Source organism: Heyndrickxia acidicola, assembly GCF_001636425.1.
Lineage (GTDB): Bacteria > Bacillota > Bacilli > Bacillales > Bacillaceae_C > Bacillus_AE > Bacillus_AE acidicola.
Map to the genome: position 1 here is coordinate 2,197,721 of NZ_KV440953.1, position 18,296 is coordinate 2,216,016.

General features: G+C 39.9%; 27 protein-coding genes, 1 tRNA gene and 1 pseudogene. 9 read left to right on the forward strand and 20 right to left on the reverse strand.

The genetic code is table 11. The features are described 5' to 3' along the window. Positions 1-76 precede the first annotated feature (76 nt). Positions 77-280 carry a hypothetical protein gene (locus tag A5N88_RS24865; RefSeq protein ID WP_157090647.1) on the reverse strand — a complete coding sequence of 68 codons (204 nt, stop codon included), beginning with the start codon at positions 278-280 and terminating at the stop codon, positions 77-79. A 263-nt stretch (positions 281-543) separates the two neighbouring features. Between A5N88_RS24865 and A5N88_RS10245 the strand changes: the two genes are divergently transcribed. Beyond that, positions 544-795 carry a helix-turn-helix domain-containing protein gene (locus tag A5N88_RS10245; RefSeq protein WP_066265463.1) on the forward strand — a complete coding sequence of 84 codons (252 nt, stop codon included), beginning with the start codon at positions 544-546 and terminating at the stop codon, positions 793-795. Positions 796-916: 121 nt separating this feature from the next. Here the strand turns inward: A5N88_RS10245 and A5N88_RS10250 are convergent, their stop codons facing one another. From A5N88_RS10250 to A5N88_RS10265, 4 genes are all read right to left on the reverse strand, one after another. Continuing rightward, positions 917-1,555, reverse strand: a complete 639-nt coding sequence (locus tag A5N88_RS10250) for a replication-relaxation family protein (RefSeq protein ID WP_066265466.1) — start codon at positions 1,553-1,555, stop codon at positions 917-919. Further along, positions 1,545-2,681 (reverse strand): FtsK/SpoIIIE domain-containing protein, encoded by a 1,137-nt coding sequence (locus A5N88_RS10255; protein ID WP_066265469.1) that lies wholly within the window; start codon positions 2,679-2,681, stop codon positions 1,545-1,547. Before A5N88_RS10255 ends, A5N88_RS10250 begins: the two co-directional genes overlap by 11 nt. After that, a complete protein-coding gene (locus tag A5N88_RS10260) occupies positions 2,678-2,866 on the reverse strand; it encodes a hypothetical protein (protein WP_066265474.1) in 189 nt (62 codons plus the stop codon). Before A5N88_RS10260 ends, A5N88_RS10255 begins: the two co-directional genes overlap by 4 nt. Positions 2,867-2,956: 90 nt before the next feature. Continuing rightward, the gene (locus tag A5N88_RS10265) at positions 2,957-3,346 is read right to left on the reverse strand and encodes a hypothetical protein (protein WP_066265477.1); all 390 of its coding nucleotides are present in this window, start codon (positions 3,344-3,346) and stop codon (positions 2,957-2,959) included. A gap of 287 nt (positions 3,347-3,633) precedes the next feature. On the opposite strand from A5N88_RS10265, the gene A5N88_RS10270 reads away from it, so the two are divergent. The 3 genes from A5N88_RS10270 to A5N88_RS10280 all read left to right on the forward strand — a co-directional run bounded on the left by A5N88_RS10270 (position 3,634) and on the right by A5N88_RS10280 (position 4,951). Then, a complete protein-coding gene (locus A5N88_RS10270) occupies positions 3,634-3,864 on the forward strand; it encodes a helix-turn-helix transcriptional regulator (RefSeq protein WP_066265480.1) in 231 nt (76 codons plus the stop codon). Between the two features lie 101 nt (positions 3,865-3,965). Beyond that, positions 3,966-4,550, forward strand: a complete 585-nt coding sequence (locus tag A5N88_RS10275) for a restriction endonuclease (protein ID WP_083953109.1) — start codon at positions 3,966-3,968, stop codon at positions 4,548-4,550. Further along, complete coding sequence (locus A5N88_RS10280; protein WP_066265481.1) at positions 4,541-4,951, forward strand: endonuclease domain-containing protein; 411 nt, start codon at positions 4,541-4,543, stop codon at positions 4,949-4,951. Before A5N88_RS10275 ends, A5N88_RS10280 begins: the two co-directional genes overlap by 10 nt. 3 nt (positions 4,952-4,954) lie before the next feature. Here A5N88_RS10280 and A5N88_RS10285 read toward each other — a convergent pair whose 3' ends face one another. The 4 genes and pseudogenes from A5N88_RS10285 to A5N88_RS10295 all read right to left on the reverse strand — a co-directional run bounded on the left by A5N88_RS10285 (position 4,955) and on the right by A5N88_RS10295 (position 7,058). After that, positions 4,955-5,401 (reverse strand): hypothetical protein, encoded by a 447-nt coding sequence (locus tag A5N88_RS10285; RefSeq protein ID WP_157090648.1) that lies wholly within the window; start codon positions 5,399-5,401, stop codon positions 4,955-4,957. 27 nt (positions 5,402-5,428) lie between these two features. Next, a pseudogene (locus tag A5N88_RS26565) lies at positions 5,429-5,638 on the reverse strand (helix-turn-helix domain-containing protein); the annotation flags it as partial. 154 nt (positions 5,639-5,792) lie between these two features. Further along, a complete protein-coding gene (locus tag A5N88_RS10290) occupies positions 5,793-6,830 on the reverse strand; it encodes a tyrosine-type recombinase/integrase (protein ID WP_066265490.1) in 1,038 nt (345 codons plus the stop codon). Positions 6,831-6,985: 155 nt separating this feature from the next. Further along, positions 6,986-7,058: transfer RNA gene (locus A5N88_RS10295), tRNA-Val, on the reverse strand. Positions 7,059-7,252: 194 nt separating this feature from the next. Between A5N88_RS10295 and A5N88_RS10300 the strand changes: the two genes are divergently transcribed. The 3 genes from A5N88_RS10300 to A5N88_RS10310 all read left to right on the forward strand — a co-directional run bounded on the left by A5N88_RS10300 (position 7,253) and on the right by A5N88_RS10310 (position 9,029). Then, positions 7,253-7,975: an alpha/beta hydrolase gene (locus A5N88_RS10300; protein WP_066265492.1), complete on the forward strand. Its 723-nt coding sequence runs from the start codon at positions 7,253-7,255 to the stop codon at positions 7,973-7,975. A gap of 112 nt (positions 7,976-8,087) precedes the next feature. Next, positions 8,088-8,600 carry a YjcG family protein gene (locus tag A5N88_RS10305; RefSeq protein WP_066265496.1) on the forward strand — a complete coding sequence of 171 codons (513 nt, stop codon included), beginning with the start codon at positions 8,088-8,090 and terminating at the stop codon, positions 8,598-8,600. 6 nt (positions 8,601-8,606) lie between these two features. Continuing rightward, complete coding sequence (locus A5N88_RS10310) at positions 8,607-9,029, forward strand: GNAT family N-acetyltransferase (protein WP_066265498.1); 423 nt, start codon at positions 8,607-8,609, stop codon at positions 9,027-9,029. 58 nt (positions 9,030-9,087) lie between these two features. Here the strand turns inward: A5N88_RS10310 and A5N88_RS10315 are convergent, their stop codons facing one another. The 9 genes from A5N88_RS10315 to A5N88_RS10350 form a co-directional block, all read right to left on the reverse strand. Further along, positions 9,088-9,366, reverse strand: a complete 279-nt coding sequence (locus A5N88_RS10315) for a hypothetical protein (protein ID WP_066265500.1) — start codon at positions 9,364-9,366, stop codon at positions 9,088-9,090. Positions 9,367-9,551: 185 nt separating this feature from the next. Continuing rightward, positions 9,552-9,821, reverse strand: coding sequence for a sporulation-specific transcription regulator SpoVIF (gene spoVIF / locus A5N88_RS10320; RefSeq protein ID WP_066265504.1), 270 nt, complete (start codon positions 9,819-9,821; stop codon positions 9,552-9,554). Positions 9,822-9,979: 158 nt separating this feature from the next. Beyond that, positions 9,980-10,144 (reverse strand): YjcZ family sporulation protein, encoded by a 165-nt coding sequence (locus A5N88_RS10325; protein ID WP_066265507.1) that lies wholly within the window; start codon positions 10,142-10,144, stop codon positions 9,980-9,982. A gap of 92 nt (positions 10,145-10,236) precedes the next feature. Further along, a complete protein-coding gene (spoVAE, locus tag A5N88_RS10330) occupies positions 10,237-10,593 on the reverse strand; it encodes a stage V sporulation protein AE (RefSeq protein WP_066265511.1) in 357 nt (118 codons plus the stop codon). A 21-nt stretch (positions 10,594-10,614) separates the two neighbouring features. Further along, positions 10,615-11,631, reverse strand: coding sequence for a stage V sporulation protein AD (spoVAD, locus tag A5N88_RS10335; RefSeq protein WP_066265514.1), 1,017 nt, complete (start codon positions 11,629-11,631; stop codon positions 10,615-10,617). Then, positions 11,631-12,107, reverse strand: coding sequence for a stage V sporulation protein AC (gene spoVAC / locus A5N88_RS10340; RefSeq protein ID WP_066265517.1), 477 nt, complete (start codon positions 12,105-12,107; stop codon positions 11,631-11,633). Before spoVAC ends, spoVAD begins: the two co-directional genes overlap by 1 nt. A gap of 18 nt (positions 12,108-12,125) precedes the next feature. Then, the gene (locus tag A5N88_RS10345; protein ID WP_232317562.1) at positions 12,126-12,599 is read right to left on the reverse strand and encodes a sporulation protein; all 474 of its coding nucleotides are present in this window, start codon (positions 12,597-12,599) and stop codon (positions 12,126-12,128) included. Positions 12,600-12,804: 205 nt separating this feature from the next. Then, positions 12,805-12,942: a hypothetical protein gene (locus tag A5N88_RS24870; protein ID WP_157090649.1), complete on the reverse strand. Its 138-nt coding sequence runs from the start codon at positions 12,940-12,942 to the stop codon at positions 12,805-12,807. 64 nt (positions 12,943-13,006) lie between these two features. Further along, complete coding sequence (locus A5N88_RS10350; protein ID WP_066265519.1) at positions 13,007-13,360, reverse strand: DUF1360 domain-containing protein; 354 nt, start codon at positions 13,358-13,360, stop codon at positions 13,007-13,009. A gap of 405 nt (positions 13,361-13,765) precedes the next feature. Here A5N88_RS10350 and A5N88_RS10355 point away from each other — a divergent pair, with 405 nt between their 5' ends. Then, positions 13,766-14,257 (forward strand): CotY/CotZ family spore coat protein, encoded by a 492-nt coding sequence (locus A5N88_RS10355; RefSeq protein WP_066265520.1) that lies wholly within the window; start codon positions 13,766-13,768, stop codon positions 14,255-14,257. A 128-nt stretch (positions 14,258-14,385) separates the two neighbouring features. Here the strand turns inward: A5N88_RS10355 and A5N88_RS10360 are convergent, their stop codons facing one another. Next, positions 14,386-14,958, reverse strand: a complete 573-nt coding sequence (locus A5N88_RS10360; RefSeq protein ID WP_157090650.1) for a CotO family spore coat protein — start codon at positions 14,956-14,958, stop codon at positions 14,386-14,388. 270 nt (positions 14,959-15,228) lie between these two features. Here A5N88_RS10360 and fabI point away from each other — a divergent pair, with 270 nt between their 5' ends. Then, positions 15,229-16,008 (forward strand): enoyl-ACP reductase FabI, encoded by a 780-nt coding sequence (gene fabI, locus A5N88_RS10365; RefSeq protein ID WP_066265528.1) that lies wholly within the window; start codon positions 15,229-15,231, stop codon positions 16,006-16,008. Between the two features lie 246 nt (positions 16,009-16,254). Here fabI and A5N88_RS10370 read toward each other — a convergent pair whose 3' ends face one another. Further along, on the reverse strand, positions 16,255-18,099 hold the full coding sequence (locus tag A5N88_RS10370; RefSeq protein WP_066265531.1) for a monovalent cation:proton antiporter family protein: 1,845 nt from the start codon (positions 18,097-18,099) through the stop codon (positions 16,255-16,257). Between the last annotated feature and the right edge of the window lie 197 nt (positions 18,100-18,296).

The following is an 18,296-nucleotide window of genomic DNA, read 5'->3' on the forward strand; positions in this document are numbered from 1 at the left end:
TTTAGTTGACCTGATTTGTTCATACCTACGAATAATCCCACCGTAAAGCATCCGATAGCCATAAAACTAACTGTAATTAACATTGTTTGTCCTCCATTCTGGCGAATATTGCTTCGGCCATTCCTACGACTGTCATATTGAGTAAATCTTCTAGTTCGATGCTCATAAGCTCAGGAAACATATCGAGATGGAATACCTTAACGGAAGTGTCGTCGTAGTTGATTTCAACGGAATCGGCGGTTTCATCCATATACGGAACATGCTCGAAAGTGACCGCCATGTTGTCCTTCCAGACGATTGTTTTATTACCGATGTAGATTGCTTTGTTTATGTCGGTCCAATATTCTTCGTCATTAAATGAATGCGGGTCGTGATTGTGATAGAGCCGCGTGATGTGGCACATAATCTTACCCCTTTCTTATTACTAATGTGTAATTATCCCTTGTCCTAATATTACTTATTAGTAATTAGAAAGTCAACCCTTATTGACGAAAAAATTTCAGATATGTAATATGTAATTAGTAATAGGATGGAGGTTAGCAAATGGTTAGCAGAACAAAATCTAATCCAAGATACAAGGCAGTGCCAAGAATGCACGAAATCAGGAAAGAAAAAGGCATAGAGACAAGTAAAGAGTTAGCGCAACTTGCAAACGTAACAGAGCCGACAATCAGCCGTTTCGACAGTCAGACGCGCTATGATATAAACGTTTTAGCATCTGTTGCTAAAGCATTGAACGTTAAGATTGATGATTTATTTATAATTGAGGAAAACAAAGAAGCCGACTCAAATTAAGTCGGTTATTTTTATGCTACATTTTGCGACAAAATAGTATATAATTACCATTGTAAGCTCGTGCGGAGTTTACATTACCTCTTTGTTGAAGTTGCTTTTCGAAGTAACTTCTTTTTTTATTTCATGACAATCGCACCTTTAAAACCCCACTGTTCGGCGGCTGCTTTATCTTTCGAGGCTCCGGCTTCAATGACTCAACGAATTGTGTAAATGATTCCGCCTGAAACACACGAAACGGGTAGGTACCGTCTATGGCATAACGGTGATCGGAAATAATGAGTACGTGCGGAAATTTCGCCATGACCCCTGAGTTAAAGAAATCGACGTATCTGTCGAGTTTTTGCTTTAATTGTTTATCTGAGTAAAGCGTTCTTTGACATTCTACGAAAAATCCAGTTTTACGATAGTTCGTATAAGCGTCAGGTTCAACCGTCCCTTTGCTCCCGTATTTCGGTTCAACTAGGAAAGTATCAACAGACCCTAGACGTCTGACCTCTTTAAATACTTCGAGAATTGCGAGCCAATGACCAATCTTAGCGCTGTTTTTCTTAACGGTGGAGTCTGGCCCGAAATAAACGTAAGGAACGAACGCCGTGGACCGTTGAATCTGACCATCACGCATCAACCGAAGCAAAACGTTATTGGCGGCTTTTTCCGGATTCTTGAGGTTGGAGAAGAAAATTTCGGCGATAGAGTCACGGTCCATCACCTTAAATTTGTTCAACGCCTTAACAATCACCACATCACGTTTAGTTAACATCTTCGAACACGTCTCCTTCCGTTAATCGGATCGGATCAGCCGCCTTTTCGATAAAGCTATGATTCTGCCAGTTTTGATCCTTGTAGGCTGCGAGCAGTTTCTCGGCCTTTTCTTCCGTTAAGTAAGGCGCTTGCAGCTCCGTCAGCTCATCACGTTTGATTAAAAAGCGCCCAGGAGTCGATTTGCTAATCCGCTCACTCCCAGGAGTTCCGATTATCTTCGCATTCTGAAAATCCGTTGTGCGAAATCCCATTCTAACGGTTAATAGACCGCGAATTTTAGTATCGAGAATGTCGTGGGAAGGACGTTGAAGGCTAAAAACGCAGTATATTTGCAACGCACGGCCTAATGACGCTAGTTGAATGAGGATACGCTTCATTTCTTTGTCGTCCATTATCATTACGAATTCGTCGATACAAAGCATGATTGCAGGCACTCTGACTGCCTCTGGAAGCTTGTTGACGTGCGTTACCCCATATTGGTTAAGCAACTCACTACGACGCCTCATTTCGCCTTCTAGGTGCCTTAGCGTGTGTGCTATTTCTTCTGGATAAATACAAACGCTTTTAACATGCTTTACTCCTCTAAAAAGGAAGAATTCGCTCATTTTCAAGTCGCCAAGAAACAGATGCAGCTCGTCGGGCGTTTTCGTTTGAATTAACGTCGATAGAATGCTTCGAAGTTGCGTGCTCTTCCCACCACCTGGCTCGCCTGAAATCAAGCAATTTGGCTCCGTCAGAGCGTCATAAGCCTGCCAGCCTTCTTTTCCTTTGCCGCAAACAATCGGTATTTCAAATCCGGAAAGCTCCGGTAATATTTCCTCCTTATTGTAGGTCAGCTTCTTAGGTAACGATTGCTTACTGACGGTCAGTGTGAACGTTTTAACCTCGCCGGAGAGCTCCGCTTTGCCAAAAGATTGCTCAAATACGTAGAAATGTTTTTGAAGTAACTTCGGGTCTATTCCGGTAGGTAGAGTGAAGGTAATTTTCGTTGAGGATTCGGTGATAGATAAGTTGCGGATTCTCGGATAAATAAATCGATCATCGGTAATTTTGCGGTAAATGCCAGCCAGCCTAAATGCAGTAATTAGTTGCCGTCGCGCCTTTAACTTTAGCCATAAGCTCATCGCAGGAACCTCATAACGGCCGAAGAATCGAGGAATAAGGCCGCAGCTACAATTCCGGCTATCGGTAGTGCCAATTTCAGAGCAAAACTTAAAGATTCCCAGCCGTGAGCCTCCGCCAGTTTATCCAACATTGCGATTGTCATAATGCTTCCAGCTCCAATAAAAAATACCGGTGTAAATAACATGATGTGTCCTCCCATTTTTCACGTAGTGCCCATTCGGATGTAATGGGTAGCTTTGCGTTTTTCGAATAGCCTGCGGAACAAGAAATCCCTCTAAAATAAATTTGTTACTACGGTAAATAACACGTCAGCAATCGGGTGTAGAATATCCCGATGGATACCAGTTTTTAACGTCTGCATTCCGTAGTCTATAAATTGGTATAAGTCCTCAGTTAGTTTAAATTGTTTCATTTCTGTCCATATGGAATAGTCAGCCACGCACACCGCTTCATGAAAAGGATTTCCGTCGATACATTCGTTCACCACTCCGTTAAAATTCGTAAATAAGTCCTTATCGGGGTGCATGTGTTGCCATGCTTGATTTTCGTACGCGCAGTGAATTTTCTTGCCGATAACGCTCCATCCTGAATGTTGTTGAATATAAGGGATAAGCTCCTCAGTATTGACGGTAGTAAAGTCTTGATTGTTAATTTTTACTTTCATGGTTTCCCCTCGCGCTCCCCTTCCATCGTCTCTCGCTTCCTCTCTCCTAACAAATTTTTGTTTTGTTCATAAGTCTATTGTCTATCTCGTACAAACACGGCAGCGTTAATAAGTAAATAATGTTTAATAACCGTTTAATGACTGTTTCGATTTCATGTTAATAGCTTATTCTTACTGTTTGTACCTATTTACAACTTTTCTTTGAAAGTTTTCAAAGTAGACTTGCATAATTCCCCTAGAATTTGTCCATAACGGAACTAGATACTATTAAGGAGAGTGTTTTTACGATGTTTGGTTTATTTGGAGGAAAGCCGCGGACACCAGTCGGTAAATTTTTAGATAAATGGGGAATTACTCAGGAGTGGCTAGCAAAAAAGACAAAGATTAGTCGCAATACTATTAGTAAAATTGCTTCTGATAATGGCTACTCACCAAACCTTAGTACGATTAAAAAAGTTATGAATGCGTTGCGAGAAGTTGATCCAAAAGCTAAAACAGAGGATTTCTTTGATATATAGGGTAGGAGTAGAAAGGAATAGAATCTAATTTGACTTTATCCTTGTTTATCAATACATACCAATGGAGAAAATAATAAAAAACTTCAAAGGGTGTATTCATAATGACAAGAGTTAGAACGAGAAAAAAAGTAGCAAAGAAACAATATACTACATACGCAGCAATAGGATTAGTTATTTTTATCTTTTTAACTGAAACTGAGGAAGGTCAACATATACTTACCTGGCTATTTAACATCTTATTGATTGGTATTCTAGGCTACGGTTACTACCGATTTTTTCTCCGCAAGAAACGCTTTACCCATATCGTCGATTTAAAGGAAGTCGACACAATGGACGGGCTTGAGTTCGAAAGATACCTCGTCCCACTTTTTGAATGCATTGGTTACAACGCTGAAGTTACTAAAGGCTCCGGTGATTATGGCGCTGATTTAATTATCAAAAAGAAACGAAAAAAATACGTGGTACAAGCTAAACGATATAGCAGCAGTATTGGAGTATCAGCAATACAGCAGGTCGTCGGGGCAATTGGGTATTATAAAGCAAACGGTGGTATGGTAGTGACAAATCAATACTTTACACCAGCAGCAGAGGAGTTAGCGAAACATAACCGAATTCGGCTTATTGATCGCGATGAGCTTTCATTCATGATTAAAAAATATCAAGGCGGATTAAACAAATGGCGGTAATAGAGTATTTTGTATTTTTCGGTATCTTACTTTTAGGCATTATCTTTAGTTTTAAAATAAAGAAATCCCCCGCGGTTTATAGTGAAGTACAAGTCCAGCGTCTTAAGTGCGAAAGTCCGATAGAGACACGACTATATAATTCTTTGGTATTTAACGGTTATTATGTACAAACACAAGTAAAATGCGGACCCTATCGCATTGATATAACGATTCCAGGTCTTAATTTAGCAATTGAGTGCGACGGTAAAGAATTCCACAGTTCACCTGAACAAAAACTCCACGATAGAAAAAAAGACGCATATTTACGAAAGCACGGATGGAAAGTTATCCGATTTACCGGACGACAAATAAACCGTGACATGCCTAAAATTTTAACTCGAATTGGAAACATGAGTAAGTAACAACTAACATGCTAGCCAATCGTAAAAGAGCGGACTATTCCGGATAGCGGTTCGCCTCTTAATCTCCGTTGTTACCACTCTCCAAGCGTTAAATAAGCAGCCGAATAATGATCGCACATTGCCACGTTTATACGAGTAAACAACAGACTTAAACGCCGCTATGTATTCAGCAGCATATTCTTCTACGGCGATAGAACGGTCTACAGACGCCTTCGCACGGTAAAGAATACCGATCGTACGGTACAGTTCATCGTCGTTAAAATAAGGCATTAAAGCTTCATAGAGTGGCGCATGGACTGCACGCTGCAAGGCGCCGTTACTGTTCACTGTTTGTTTATTTGGGTTTATGGAAGGAGATTCTTCGGTGTGACATTCCGGTGTGACAACCGTTTCATACGGCAGTATTTCTATGAGGTTGCTCGTTTGCCGCCGATCTCCCGTCTCCCTCATACGAGTTGTCTGACGTATAATACCTAACGATTCCAGGCGATTACATGTACGTATAACAGTGCGCCTGGATTTAGCTATTATCTGGGCGACCTTACTTTTACGCAGATATGAACGGCCAATTTCGACGCAGCTATACTGCGCTAATACGTCCAACACTGCGAGCTCTGTTTTAGATAATGAAAGAGCCTGGCGATGCTGACGCACGGCTTCGTTTAGTTCATCTATTGTATCGAACATTTCTCCGTCTCCTTAGGAGAGCGCGGCCCTATTATCGAAATGAAGGCATACTTAAATAAGCGTTGACTATTCCGCTTTTTTTCGATAAAATATAGTTACCTTAACTACGGGGCGTTAACGATTGCAGTCGTTGCGCTCTTTTTTATTTGTCTTCTTATCTTTTAATTTTTCTAGGTCTATTAAGTTTTTCACTTACTTCTTTTATTGGCGAATAGAGATCGTGTTGATTTTTTAATGCTTGAGAGGACAAGTGTGTGTACCGGATTATTACACGCAAATCAGAGTGTCCTAGTATCATTTGCAAATGCCTCAAATCCCCTCCCGCTTCCAAAAACAGTGTAGCGGAAGTGTGTCTAAATAAGTGCGGATGGACATTTTTTGTAATCCCCGCCTGAATAGCAAAGTCTTTTAGTCTTTTGCCAAACCTATCACGGCCCATTGGTTCTCCATAATTAGTTAAGAACAGATATTCATTATCAAAATCCACCCGATTTTCTTCGTATAATTCTTTAACTAGCCGCATTGTCCTTTGTTCCAGTGGTACTACCCTACTCTTTCTGTTTTTTGCTATACCTGCCGGAATAATGACGGTTCTATTGTGGAAATCAAAATCATTTACTGTTAGTCCAAGCGCCTCACTTATACGCATCATTCCGTCTATTAGAAGGTGCATTAAAACGTAATCCCTAAAATCCGGATAATACCGAGTATTAGGAACCTTTAAAAGTTTTTTCAACTCTTCTGCAGATAAAATTTCTATATTTTCTTGTGGCTCACTAACGTTTTTTACACCCTGCGTTGGATCGTAATCTATTAGATCCTCTTCTAGTAAGCATTTAAAAATTACCCTAAGCGTTTTCAAGCGAGTATTAATAGAGCTAGGGGCCAGTCCTTTCGTCATCGATTCCTTCGTTTTAAACCGGTGACCCTCGAATTTCACAAGCTCATCCCGCATATATGTAATATAATTCCGGATAACTTCCTTTGTGATTTCCGATACATAACGTTTGATACCTTTTACATCCAGATAAGTAGTAAAATAACCGTAATTATCTTCGTATTGACCTAGCGTTCTAGGTGCACGCCCTTCCGCTTTCTTTATCTCGATAAATGTACGGAACAAGTCATCGAGATTAGACGCCGTCTCTCTAACTCCAGATTTTAGCGCCTTATGTTTTCGACCTTTACGCATAAAAAAACACGCCTCCTTATCGGAAACGTGTAACATATCGTTTATATCGCCACCCTGTTGAAAACAGGAGCGCTACCCTGCGTCTAAGTCACCGCTATGTCAACGGAAATAAAAAACGCTATAAACGCCGGTATAACAACGTTTATAGCGAGGTATGATTCTGACTGGGCTCGAACCAGCGACCCCCACCCTGTCAAGGTGGTGCTCTCCCAGCTGAGCTACAGAATCACAATAATAGTTTTGCTGGACAATTAATAATATATTATAGAGAGCTGTCTAAGTCAATGCTTTTTATGAAAATATTTCTTCAAAGACAAAAGATTTCTAACTTTATTACTTTACATGATAAAATCTTATAGAATAGAGCCCTTACAAAAGGTATGGTACAATAGTGATAATTGAGCTAGATTGGGGGAATTGTTATGGCAGGCACGAAGGGAACAATAAAGGAAGTTATGTTTGAGAGCAGAGAATTAGGGGAAACATTAAGTATCTTGGTCTATTTGCCGGCAACCTTTTCTCCTTTATATAAATATTCTTTATTAATTGCACAGGACGGAAAGGATTATTTTCAATTAGGGCGCATTGCCCGTACGGCAGATGAGCTTTTAGAAAAACAGGAAATTGAAAACCTTATCATTGTAGGAATTCCCTATAAAAACGTGCAGGACCGCCGAAAGAAATACCATCCGGATGGCGAGCAAAATGCAGCGTATATTCGTTTTCTTGCGCATGAGCTTGTACCTTATCTGGATAAGGAATATCCTACTTACCATATTGGAATGGGACGGGCCCTTATAGGCGATTCACTTGCAGCGACTGTTTCCTTGATGACAGCAATCAAATATCCGAATATATTTGGGAAAGTGATTCTTCAGTCCCCGCTGGTCAATGATGCGGTTATGGAGGCTGTCCAATCCCACTTAAATCCACATTTACTGAATGTGTATCATATTATCGGAACAGGGGAAACCGAGGTCTCTACGACCGATGGAAGTATTCAGGATTTCCTTACGCCTAACCGGGCATTACATTCTATATTTAAGGAGAAAGGATTCCCTTATTTCTACGAAGAATTTGAAGGCAACCATACGTGGAAATACTGGCAGCCTGATTTAAAAAGAGCTTTAACGCATGCTTTTTAGGCCGTTAGCGTCATTTTATCTCAAGCTATATAAAATTTTTTGAAAAATGTTATAATCATTATATGCCTGAAAAGGAGTATATAGATACTATTATCCTGAGGAGGTCTTTTTAATGAAATATGGTGTTGCAATTTTTCCATCAAAAAAACTCCAAGATCTTGCGAATTCATATCGTAAGCGGTATGATCCCCATTACGCGCTTATTCCACCACATCTTACTTTGAAGCATTCATTCGAAGCATCAGATTCGGAAATTAAGGACATTACACGCACTTTAAACCTTATTTCCAAAAAATACAATCCTTTCAGCATTCAGGTAACAAAAGTTAAATCATTCCAGCCTGTGAATAATACTATTTACTTTAAGGTTGAGCCAACTGCTGAGCTTGAAGGCTTATATGAGGATTTATACACAGATGTACCAGGTGAAAAGCCGGAATATCCATTTGTTCCGCATATTACGGTTGGCCAGAAATTGTCAAATGATGAACATTCCGATGTATTAGGCCAGCTGGATATGCTTGGAATTGACCATGAAGAAGTTGTTGACCGTTTCGCCCTGCTTTATCAGCTGGACAATGGCTCATGGACCGTATGCGAAACATTTCATCTGGGAAGGGACTAATTTGCATTGAACGTTATCAAAGTCACAAATGAAAATGAATTAATGGATGCATATTCTGTTCGAAAGGAAGTTTTTGTCGTAGAACAGAAGGTGCCTTTAGAAGAAGAAATAGATCAACATGAAGAAGAAGCAGCCCATTTTGTCCTGTATGATGGCAATATTCCAGTTGGTGCAGGCAGATTCCGCATCGTGGAAGGAAAAGGGAAAGTGGAAAGGATTTGTGTCCTTTCTTCCTCCAGGAAAAAGGGTGCCGGCCAATTGATCATGCAGGCGATTGAGGATTATGCTCATAGCCAGGATATCCATACATTGAAATTGAATGCGCAAACACATGCCATTCCTTTTTATGAAATACTGGGGTATTCAGTCGTTTCTGATGAATTCCTCGATGCCGGGATTCCGCATAAAACGATGGAAAAATCGATTTAATCATTTAAAAAATTTAAGTCAAAACCCAATCCTGATTTCAGCGTGAAATCAGGATTTTTTAGATATACTCGTTAATGTATTGACCTGCCATTTCCATAGCAACAGTGTTTTGTTTAATGGATCCTAGAGCATTCCTATTGGGAGTGCTACTGTGCTTAAAAGTTCGAATGCTTTCTTGATACGTTTGTTCTGGAGTTTCAATTTCCTTTTTTAACAGAGAATTAAAGGTCTTTCGAACTGGCTGAATATGAAAAGGGTCTTGTTTTGTTTCACTCAGTCTGTCGTAATTGCTGTAATATTGGCTTTGCAGCATCGATACCGGCAATACATATCCCATTTTTTCACTCTCCTCCATCCTGTTCTATTTGTATATTACCCGCTATAAAGTAAAGGAAACTACTAGATAAATATGTAGGCTTATCCTTTTTCATTCCCTGATCTAAAACTTCACAGAATTAGCCCGTAATATCTTGAAAAGATGCCAAAAAAAAGAGCTTGCACCTGCTGCAAGCCCCTTCTCCTTTATTTTCCGTTATTATTGGTGTTGTTCATCATTTTTGAGATTGTTCCAAAGTCCAATTTTTTGCCATCCTGTGTTATAGATTGGACTAATTTATCTTCTAATTCTTTAGGCACCGGCCTGTTTGCAATTTGAGAAACCCTTTTTATGATTCCCCGAACTGTTTTTTCATCTTTAAAGTTGGCATTTTGTAAGGAGTTCGCTAATTCAAGTATATCTTTCATGTTGACGCCGGTTTTCTTTTCAATATTCTTAAATAGTGGGTTATCCATAAGAAATTTCGCCCTCCCTTTCATTACAATAGTGTATGAAGGGAGAGTAAAAAGGTGAAAGAAACAGGCGTAGGGATTTTATCTCGAGTTTTTTCCTATGTATAACTTTTGCAGTATAAAGGAGCAAACTGAATGTGTTTGCCCCTTTGTTCCATTTATTAGAACCAACATGTTCCGACAATGATAAGCAAAATAAATAATACAACGATTAAAACGAAAGTGCTGCCGCCGCCTCCGCTATAACCTCCATAACCGTACCCACCATAACCGCCATAAGGGGTGTAACCACCATAGCCATAATTATATCCACCGTATCCGAACATACCTTTTCACCTCGCTTTGTTTGTTTACACTATCCTATGCGAGGCTAGGCCGTAAGTATAGACATTCTCCCAGAAGCTGAAAAATTTATCAATTACCCTTTTGGCTTGAATATTAAGGCCCCTATGAAACCAAAGATAATGGCTGCAGAGATACCGGATGAGGTTACTTCAAACATTCCGGTCAAAACGCCTACAATCCCATGCTTACCTGCTTCCTGCATGGCTCCTGCCACAAGTGAATTCCCGAAGCTGGTAATTGGAATGGTAGCTCCAGCACCTGCAAAATCAATCAGCGGTTCGTATAAACCAAAGCCTGCAAGCACTGCCCCAATGCAAACTAACAAGCTCAATGTATGGGCAGGTGTCAATTTGGCCACATCAAACAGCAATTGGCCTATGACACATATGATGCCGCCAATAATAAAGGCCCAAAAAAACATCGCTAACATAGCCTAATTCCTCCTTACATATTATAAATATTCAATGGATACCGCGTGGGCAATACACGGGATGGTTTCCTTTTGCTGAAATGAAAGCGGGGAAAGCAAAGCTCCTGTAGCTACCACCAAAATACGCTTCAATGCGCCTTTCTTCATTTGGTTCAGTAAATGCCCATATAAAACACTGGCTGAACAGCCAGGGCCGCTTGCACCCGATTGAACAGGCTGCTTGTCTTTATAAATTAACAATCCGCAATCTTTAAATTTTGGGCTCTGAATATTAATTCCTTTTTGCTGAAAAAGCTCAAGAGCAACATTTCTCCCTATGGTGGCTAAGTCCCCTGTAAAAATGCAGTCATAATAGTCGGGATCGAGATTCAAATCCTGCAAATGCCGCTCAATTGTATCAACTGCTGCGGGTGCCATAGCTCCCCCCATATTAAATGGATCAGATATTCCAAGGTCCATTACTTTCCCGATTGTTGCAGAGGTTACACGTGGATGGGGCACCTTTTCTTGTTCTCCCTTCCCTAAAACGGCAAAGCCTGCCCCTGTCACGGTCCACTGTGCTGTAGGCGGCTTTTGGCCTCCGTACTCAGTTGGATATCGAAATTGTTTTTCAGCAGCTGCATTATGGCTTGATGCGCCAGTGACAATTTTTTCTGCTCCATTGGAATCAAGAATCAGCGCAGCCAGCGCTAAGCCTTCCATGGAAGTTGCGCATGCACTAAAAAGACCAAAATAAGGAATTTGCGTAGTCCTTGCAGCAAAGCTTGAAGGGGTAATTTGGTTAATAAGATCTCCTGATAAAAAGAACTGTATCTTCTCTTCTTTTATATTCAGCTTTTGAAGTGCCACTTGAACAGCGTCTTCAATCAGCACACGCTGGGCCTTTTCATAAGTGTCCTGCCCCATCCATAAATCATCGTAAAGCTTGTCAAAATCCCCAGCCAAATTTCCATTTGCTTCGAATGGCCCTCCAATAACCCCCGTGGAGAGTATGGCGGGCTTCGTGTTAAAAGTCCATGTTTGTGATCCCTGCAGCATTAAAATCCCCCCCAGATCTTTAATACCGTCCGAATCAGGGCGACTACAAATGCAGCAAATACACCAAACACAATGACAGAGCCCGCCAGTTTGAAGATATTTCCTCCTACCCCAAGCACAAGCCCCTCTGTCTTATGTTCGATGGCAGCTGAAATGACTGCATTTCCAAACCCTGTGACAGGCACTGCGCTTCCAGCTCCGCCAAATTGTCCAATTCGATCATATACGCCAAAGCCCGTCAGCAGCATGGCAATAAACACCATGGTCGCGACAGTTGGATTCCCTGCTGTTTTCTCTGTGAAATCAAAAAAATAAATATAAAAATAAGTGATGGCCTGTCCTACCAGGCAAAAGGCACCGCCTATAAAAAAAGCCCGGATACAGTTCATTAACACTGGCCTCTTTAGTTCATGCTTTTTTTGGAGCTTGTCATATTTCAATTGCTGTGGTGTTTTATTTTTATCTTTACTGGACACCGTCACTGCACCTTCTTTCTACGTAGTTTCCTTCTGCAGGGCAATAATCTGATTAAAACGTTTTTGCGCTGCTTTTTTGGATATTTTGCCTGATTCCATTTTTTCCTTCAGCCGGACAACCTCTAAGAATATTTTATAATCACTTGAAACAATAAAGGTATGGCCTGGATAGTTTTTGTCCAGATGCTCCGTCAGTTGTTTTTCCGTTTTTTCCATTTGAAATCGGTGTAAATGACGAACCTTGTAGGCGACAATCGCCTTTTTTTTCCCTTCAATAATAGCCGTATCATAAATGCTGTCAAAATTAAGTATGTCTTTTCTCAGCTTGTCGGAGACCGACCAGGTATTCTGAGTGGAGTTAGCTGATAGCTTGACAGGAGTTGGCTGTGTTTTTTTGATTAATGCCATTTTGCTCTCCTGGTTATGATTGCATCCCGCTCCAGCTATGGCAATCAAGAAGCAAATCAAAATCGATGAAAGTCTTGTTTTCACCTTAAAATCCCCTTTGCATCAAATGTTTACAGTATATTTTTAGCTAATCTCTTTTATTTATGATTAGGAAAATGAAGGAAAAGGTCTAAACAAGACACTCTTTAACAAACTAAAGGGGTCAGACCCCTTTTGTGCGTTAATGCGTTAAATTAAAAAGCTTTGCCAAATGGCAAAGCTTTTGTTCGGATGATACATGGGTTTAAAGCTATTTGATTTTCTTGGTTTTATTGCAGCCACAGCCGCCTTTTTTTATTTTTTTCCCGTTCATTTGGAATGTATTTGGAGGAGGAACCATTTGTGCCTGGGGAGGATAAACTGGAATTTTATCATTAAAGTTTTTCATTCATACCATCCTTTCGTGTTTGTCTATCACTATCTTATGAAAAAAAATACATCTTGTTCAGGCTCTAGTCCAATATCCTTCGCACTACTGTTTCAATTACTGAGCCGATACCGGCAATGGCTAAGATCAAAACTGCCGGTTCTGCAATCCGGGGAGCCAAACACCATAAGAGATACAATAAAGCAGCACACCAGATTCCTGTACACCAATAACAGCTCAGAAGCTCACCAATCCAGTGTCTAAGTCCTTTTCCTTTTATCTGGATATATGTCTCCACAGTCCCATCAGGCCCGGTTTCTTCAATTTCTTCATGGAATGGACGTCTTATAAAAGAGGTAATTTGATCATAAACAATTAAACGGGTTAAACGAAAAGAGGCAATGGACAAAAGAAATAGTGCATACCATGTTTGAACCAAACAGCTTTCCTCCCTGCATCTGTTCTTTAATAATTAGTATTTAAAGGCTGTTTTCGAATAGAATGTTGTTTTTCGCAAAAGTGTTACATTCGAGTGATGTGAGTCTGCACGGCACAGATTTACTACAGAGCCTGTGAATTGCATTATTTTTTATGTTATTTGCGAAAAGAGCCTAGTTATAAAACCAATTACTATATATATATTCAGCTGCTCTTTCTGTATATGCCAAAACTTCAACTCAAAAAAGCATCATCGCCCCTATCTTATTGCTTGTACATTCTCTTTACGGTTAGTTCGTTTGCCTATTTTACAAAAATCAGGGGGACATTCGTAACAAAATGGGGCCAACTTCAATATTCTATTAATGTAAATTAACAATAAAAAAATTAAGGAGTTGAAATATTCATGGGTTGTCATAACAGTAACAGTCACGTTAAAACTAACTGTGTATGCGATGTAGTTAACTTCATTAATGATCTTCAAGATGCTGTCAATAACGATCCCCAATGCCCAACTAACTGCTTAAATCCAGTTCTGGGTGCAAATACAAATATGATGAAACCAAACACACGTCCTTTCATCCTTTTTACTGAGGATGGAAAACCTTTTGAAGCATTTTTCAAATCAGCAGATTGCGATGGATCCGATGATTCCCTCATTGATTCGGATTATGGTAAAGGGGACCAAATTTGCAAATCTAAATTCTTTAGAGTAGAGAATGTAGATGGCTGCTGCGCAGTGCTTCGCGTATTAGAACCAAGATATGTATCCAGCACCTGCCCGCAAGTAGATTCACCTCAAAACAACTTAAGAGCCTCCAGTTCTTGCTTAACGGTTGATTTAAGATGTTTCTGCGCTATCCAATGCCTTGAAGACATCTTTCTTCCAGAAGCTTAATAACAAGTAGAAGTCGATAAGTTCCAGCTTATCGACTTTTCTATGTATAACGCAAAATGAACAGCATAGAGCTGCATGACACAAATCCTTGAGGAGAGTGCACCGTAACGTTCACCCTCCTTTAGGATTTAAAGGAATTCTTGCTTCATTTTGATTTCCAGAATACTTCCAATCGGAATATGAACTGGCTCCATATTTTTATTAATAGGATCTACCAGCACCGTTTCCTCTCTAAAGTGATTAATCACACCGATAATCGTCTCATCCTCTGTCAAAATTTCACAGATCACTTTAGGAATGTATTTTGGCTTGTTGATTAGAAACTGAACTTTCTCTCTATTATCCATTAATTTAAACGGCTTCCGAAACGCAGGGACGCGATCATCCTCTTCATGAATTTCAGTTTTTATTTTTTGTTCCTTTACCGCTAGTTCAATTACTGGCTTCTCAACGTCGGCTTCTTCAGCTTTGTGGGTTTCGGTGTGCAGTTTTATGGATTTGTCTTCAAACTGTCCTTCATGTTCTTCGTCCAGCTTTTCCACTTGAAAGGTTTTCTTTTCTACAGGAATGTTTGCAGGAACGATATGCTCTTTACTTGAAGTAAACGTGTTTTGCATATTCACTAATGTGTACCCTGAGACAGGCTGTGCAATATATAAAAGTGGAGTATTCCTTTCGAATTGAGTTTTCCTTGTACTCATTGCAATCAATCCAATCTCTTTAATTATTCAATTTATATGTATGCGCGCCTCCATAGGAATGTGCCTATAGGACATGAAGACAACTTAACAGCCTTTCTCAAAGTGGAATACACTGACCCTTTTTATTCTCACAAAATATTTGATATGATAATAAAAGTAAGCTGCAAGGTTAAAATATCCCATTTCAATATGTGGATATAGTAACTGATACTAAAACCAGGTATAATAAAAAGCGAGATAAAAAATATACAATATACAATGGAGGATAAAATGGAGGATTTACTAAAATTAAAAGGTAAGAATATTGTCGTGATGGGTGTTGCAAATGAACGGAGCATCGCTTGGGGAGCAGCACAGTCTCTTCAAAAAGCAGGCGCAAACCTGATATATACATACAGATTAGAGCGTTCCCTTGGAAAGCTTAAACAACTGCTGGAAAAATACGAGTATCCTGCGGACTTAATTGTACAATGCGATGTAAACGATGATGAAAGCATCCAAAGAGCTTTTACTGAAATTGGTGAAAAAGCTGGCGTGATCCATGGCATCGTCCACTCCGTTGCCTTTGCAAACGCGGAGGATTTAAAAGGTGATTTCATTGATACTTCAAGAGAAGGCTACGCGTTCGCACAGGATACAAGCTCTTATTCTCTTGTTGCTGTTTCCAAAGCAGCCAAGCCTTACATGACAGAAGGCGGATCCATTGTAACAATGAGTTATATTGGAGCAGAGCGTGCAGTTCCAGGCTATAATGTAATGGGAGTGGCAAAAGCAGCTCTTGAAGCCAGTGTGCGCTATTTAACGTTTGATCTTGGAAAAGAAAATATTCGAATCAATGCCATTTCTGCAGGCCCTATTCGTACACTTGCCGCAAAAGGCGTATCCGGATTCAATGACATCCTGAAATTAATTGAAGAAAAGTCTCCTTTAAAAAGAAACGTCAATCAAGAAGAAGTCGGTGATATGACCCTTGTTATGCTAAGCCATTTATCCCGCGGTGTAACAGGTGAAGTAGTGTATGTGGACTCTGGATATAACATTGTTGGATAATAAGAAAAGCGAAAGCGCCTTGCTCATCGGCGTACGAATTTCATAGTCTTCGACTGAGATAAAGGATACACAGCGAGGTCATTCTCGAGCGGATGTTGACTTATCGTAGGGAGGAGACGGAGAAATTCGCTAGCCGATAGGCGCTGGAGCTGGAAAAGAAAGATATCCATGGTTTAGCATTTTATTATTTCCTTGTAAACGACAAAAAAAGACCGTAACGGTCTTTTTTCGTTATCCTCTTCCTCGTCATGTAAACTCAAGCTCTCTCTTTAATTCTGTCACATACTCTTTTGAGCCGGTCACAATTAAACGGTCGTTTACATGAAGCTCTGTGTCCCCATGTGGAATAATGGAATCCTTCCCCCTGAATATCCGGACAAAAATGACATCGCCTGTAAACGGAAATTTTCTTAAGGTCATCCCTTCAAATGCGCGATTTTGCATTTTTATTTCAAAAAGCGCTGACTCTTGATTGGTCATAATCTTCATTACGCTGGGCGATTCAATTGACGCTCTTAATAATGCCTGTGTAGACAATAGGGTGGAAAAGACCTCTACCCCTTGCTCCCTAAGCCTTTTTTCAAGCTTTGGAGTCTCCGCGCGGGCAATAACTCTTTCAGCCCCATTTTCCTTGGCCCAAATCGCTAAGTCAGTATTTCTCTCTTCATCTCCCGTCATGAAAACAAGAATATCATCCGAAAGTATGCTGTGTTTTTTTAGCAGTTCTGGATCGTAATTTTCAACTTCCTCTACTTGAAAAACAGGCTCTGCAATTTGATAGTCGACTTTCTCCACAGGTGTATGAAACAATATCGGTTCATAAGAAGGAGACATAGAATTGGTTAAAGATAAGGTATATTGGTTCGCTCCAACGATAGCAACCTTTTGCTTAACTTCCTGAACATGCTCCGTTGGAAGCAGTTTACGAAATACGATAGGGGTAATGATACAGGTAATTACAGCCGCTAAGATAAACGCTCCGCTTATGTCTGAAGAAATAATGCCCAGCTGTTCGGCAATTTTCGCCGCTGCAATCACGAGTGAGAGAGTCGATGTCAATAAAAAGGAAGAAGCTGTAACGGTTTTCGCATCATACCATTTCCTAAGGATTAAAATAGGGAAAAATTTAGAGACAAAAAACGCTAATAAAAGCAACGGGATAAGCACTAGCAGCTTTTCATTCCCAAAAAGTTTGCCAATGTTTAGGTCTACCCCCACCATGACAAAGAAAATGGGAATTAAAAACCCATACCCAAAAGAATCAAGCTGACGAACCATTTCCTGATTAGGTGACAGAAGGGAAACGAGAGTCCCCGCCAAAAATGCTCCAAGTATATTTTCAGCACCTATAGACTCTGATAAGGCAACTAGAATAATAATTAACGTAAAAATGGCTCTTGTTCCAATTTGAACGGTTCCTTTTGAAAGTTTTTGAAATAATGGTCTGTTTTTAAGCCTTCTGGCAATGAAGTAGAGGATGACTCCGGCAGCAAACAAAATAAGCAACAGCCAGGTATTGCCTCCTCCTTTTCCAGATAAAGAAACAAAAACTGCCATAAGAATCATTGTAGCCAAGTCGGCAATTACAGCTGTCAATAATATGATTTGCCCAATACCTGTTTTTGTCAGCCGTGCGTCCTTTAATGTAGGCACTACTACTCCAAGGGAGATGGTTGAAATGATTAGAGTCATTAAAAAAGCATTTCGAATTAAGTCTGCAAAAACAAAAATATAGGAAAGAGCAATGGACAGAATTAGGATTCCCAAAAAAATAAGAAGAGCAACTTTTAAACGGTTTGGTTCCTTTTTTCCGTTCGGAAGGATTACCTCTTTTTTATTTCCTGAAAAAGCGCTGAAGTCAATTTCCAGTCCGCTTAAAAACATTAAAAATATAAATCCAAGAGTGGATAGGGTGTTTAACCACATATCTTTATGAATAAGATTAAAGCCGCTTTTCCCGATAATCAGCCCCATAATAATTTCACCAATTACAACAGGAATCACTCCCAGTTTAAAACGGTGCAGCAGGATAGGGGTAAAAAAGGCGGCAAGAATGACAATTACAACAGATAAAATGGATACCTTCTCCATTAGTTCACTCCTTTTGATGCTGTATTTTAAATACAATATTAAACTAGATTTTCCTTATAAACCGGCTTTGAACCCACAGAACAGACAAGGGAATTCTTTACAAATCCCAGGTCTTCCATTGCATGCTCGTCCTGCAGGAGTCCCGTATTTTACACTGCAATCAACGAGGAATAAAAAAACAATAATATCAACATTTA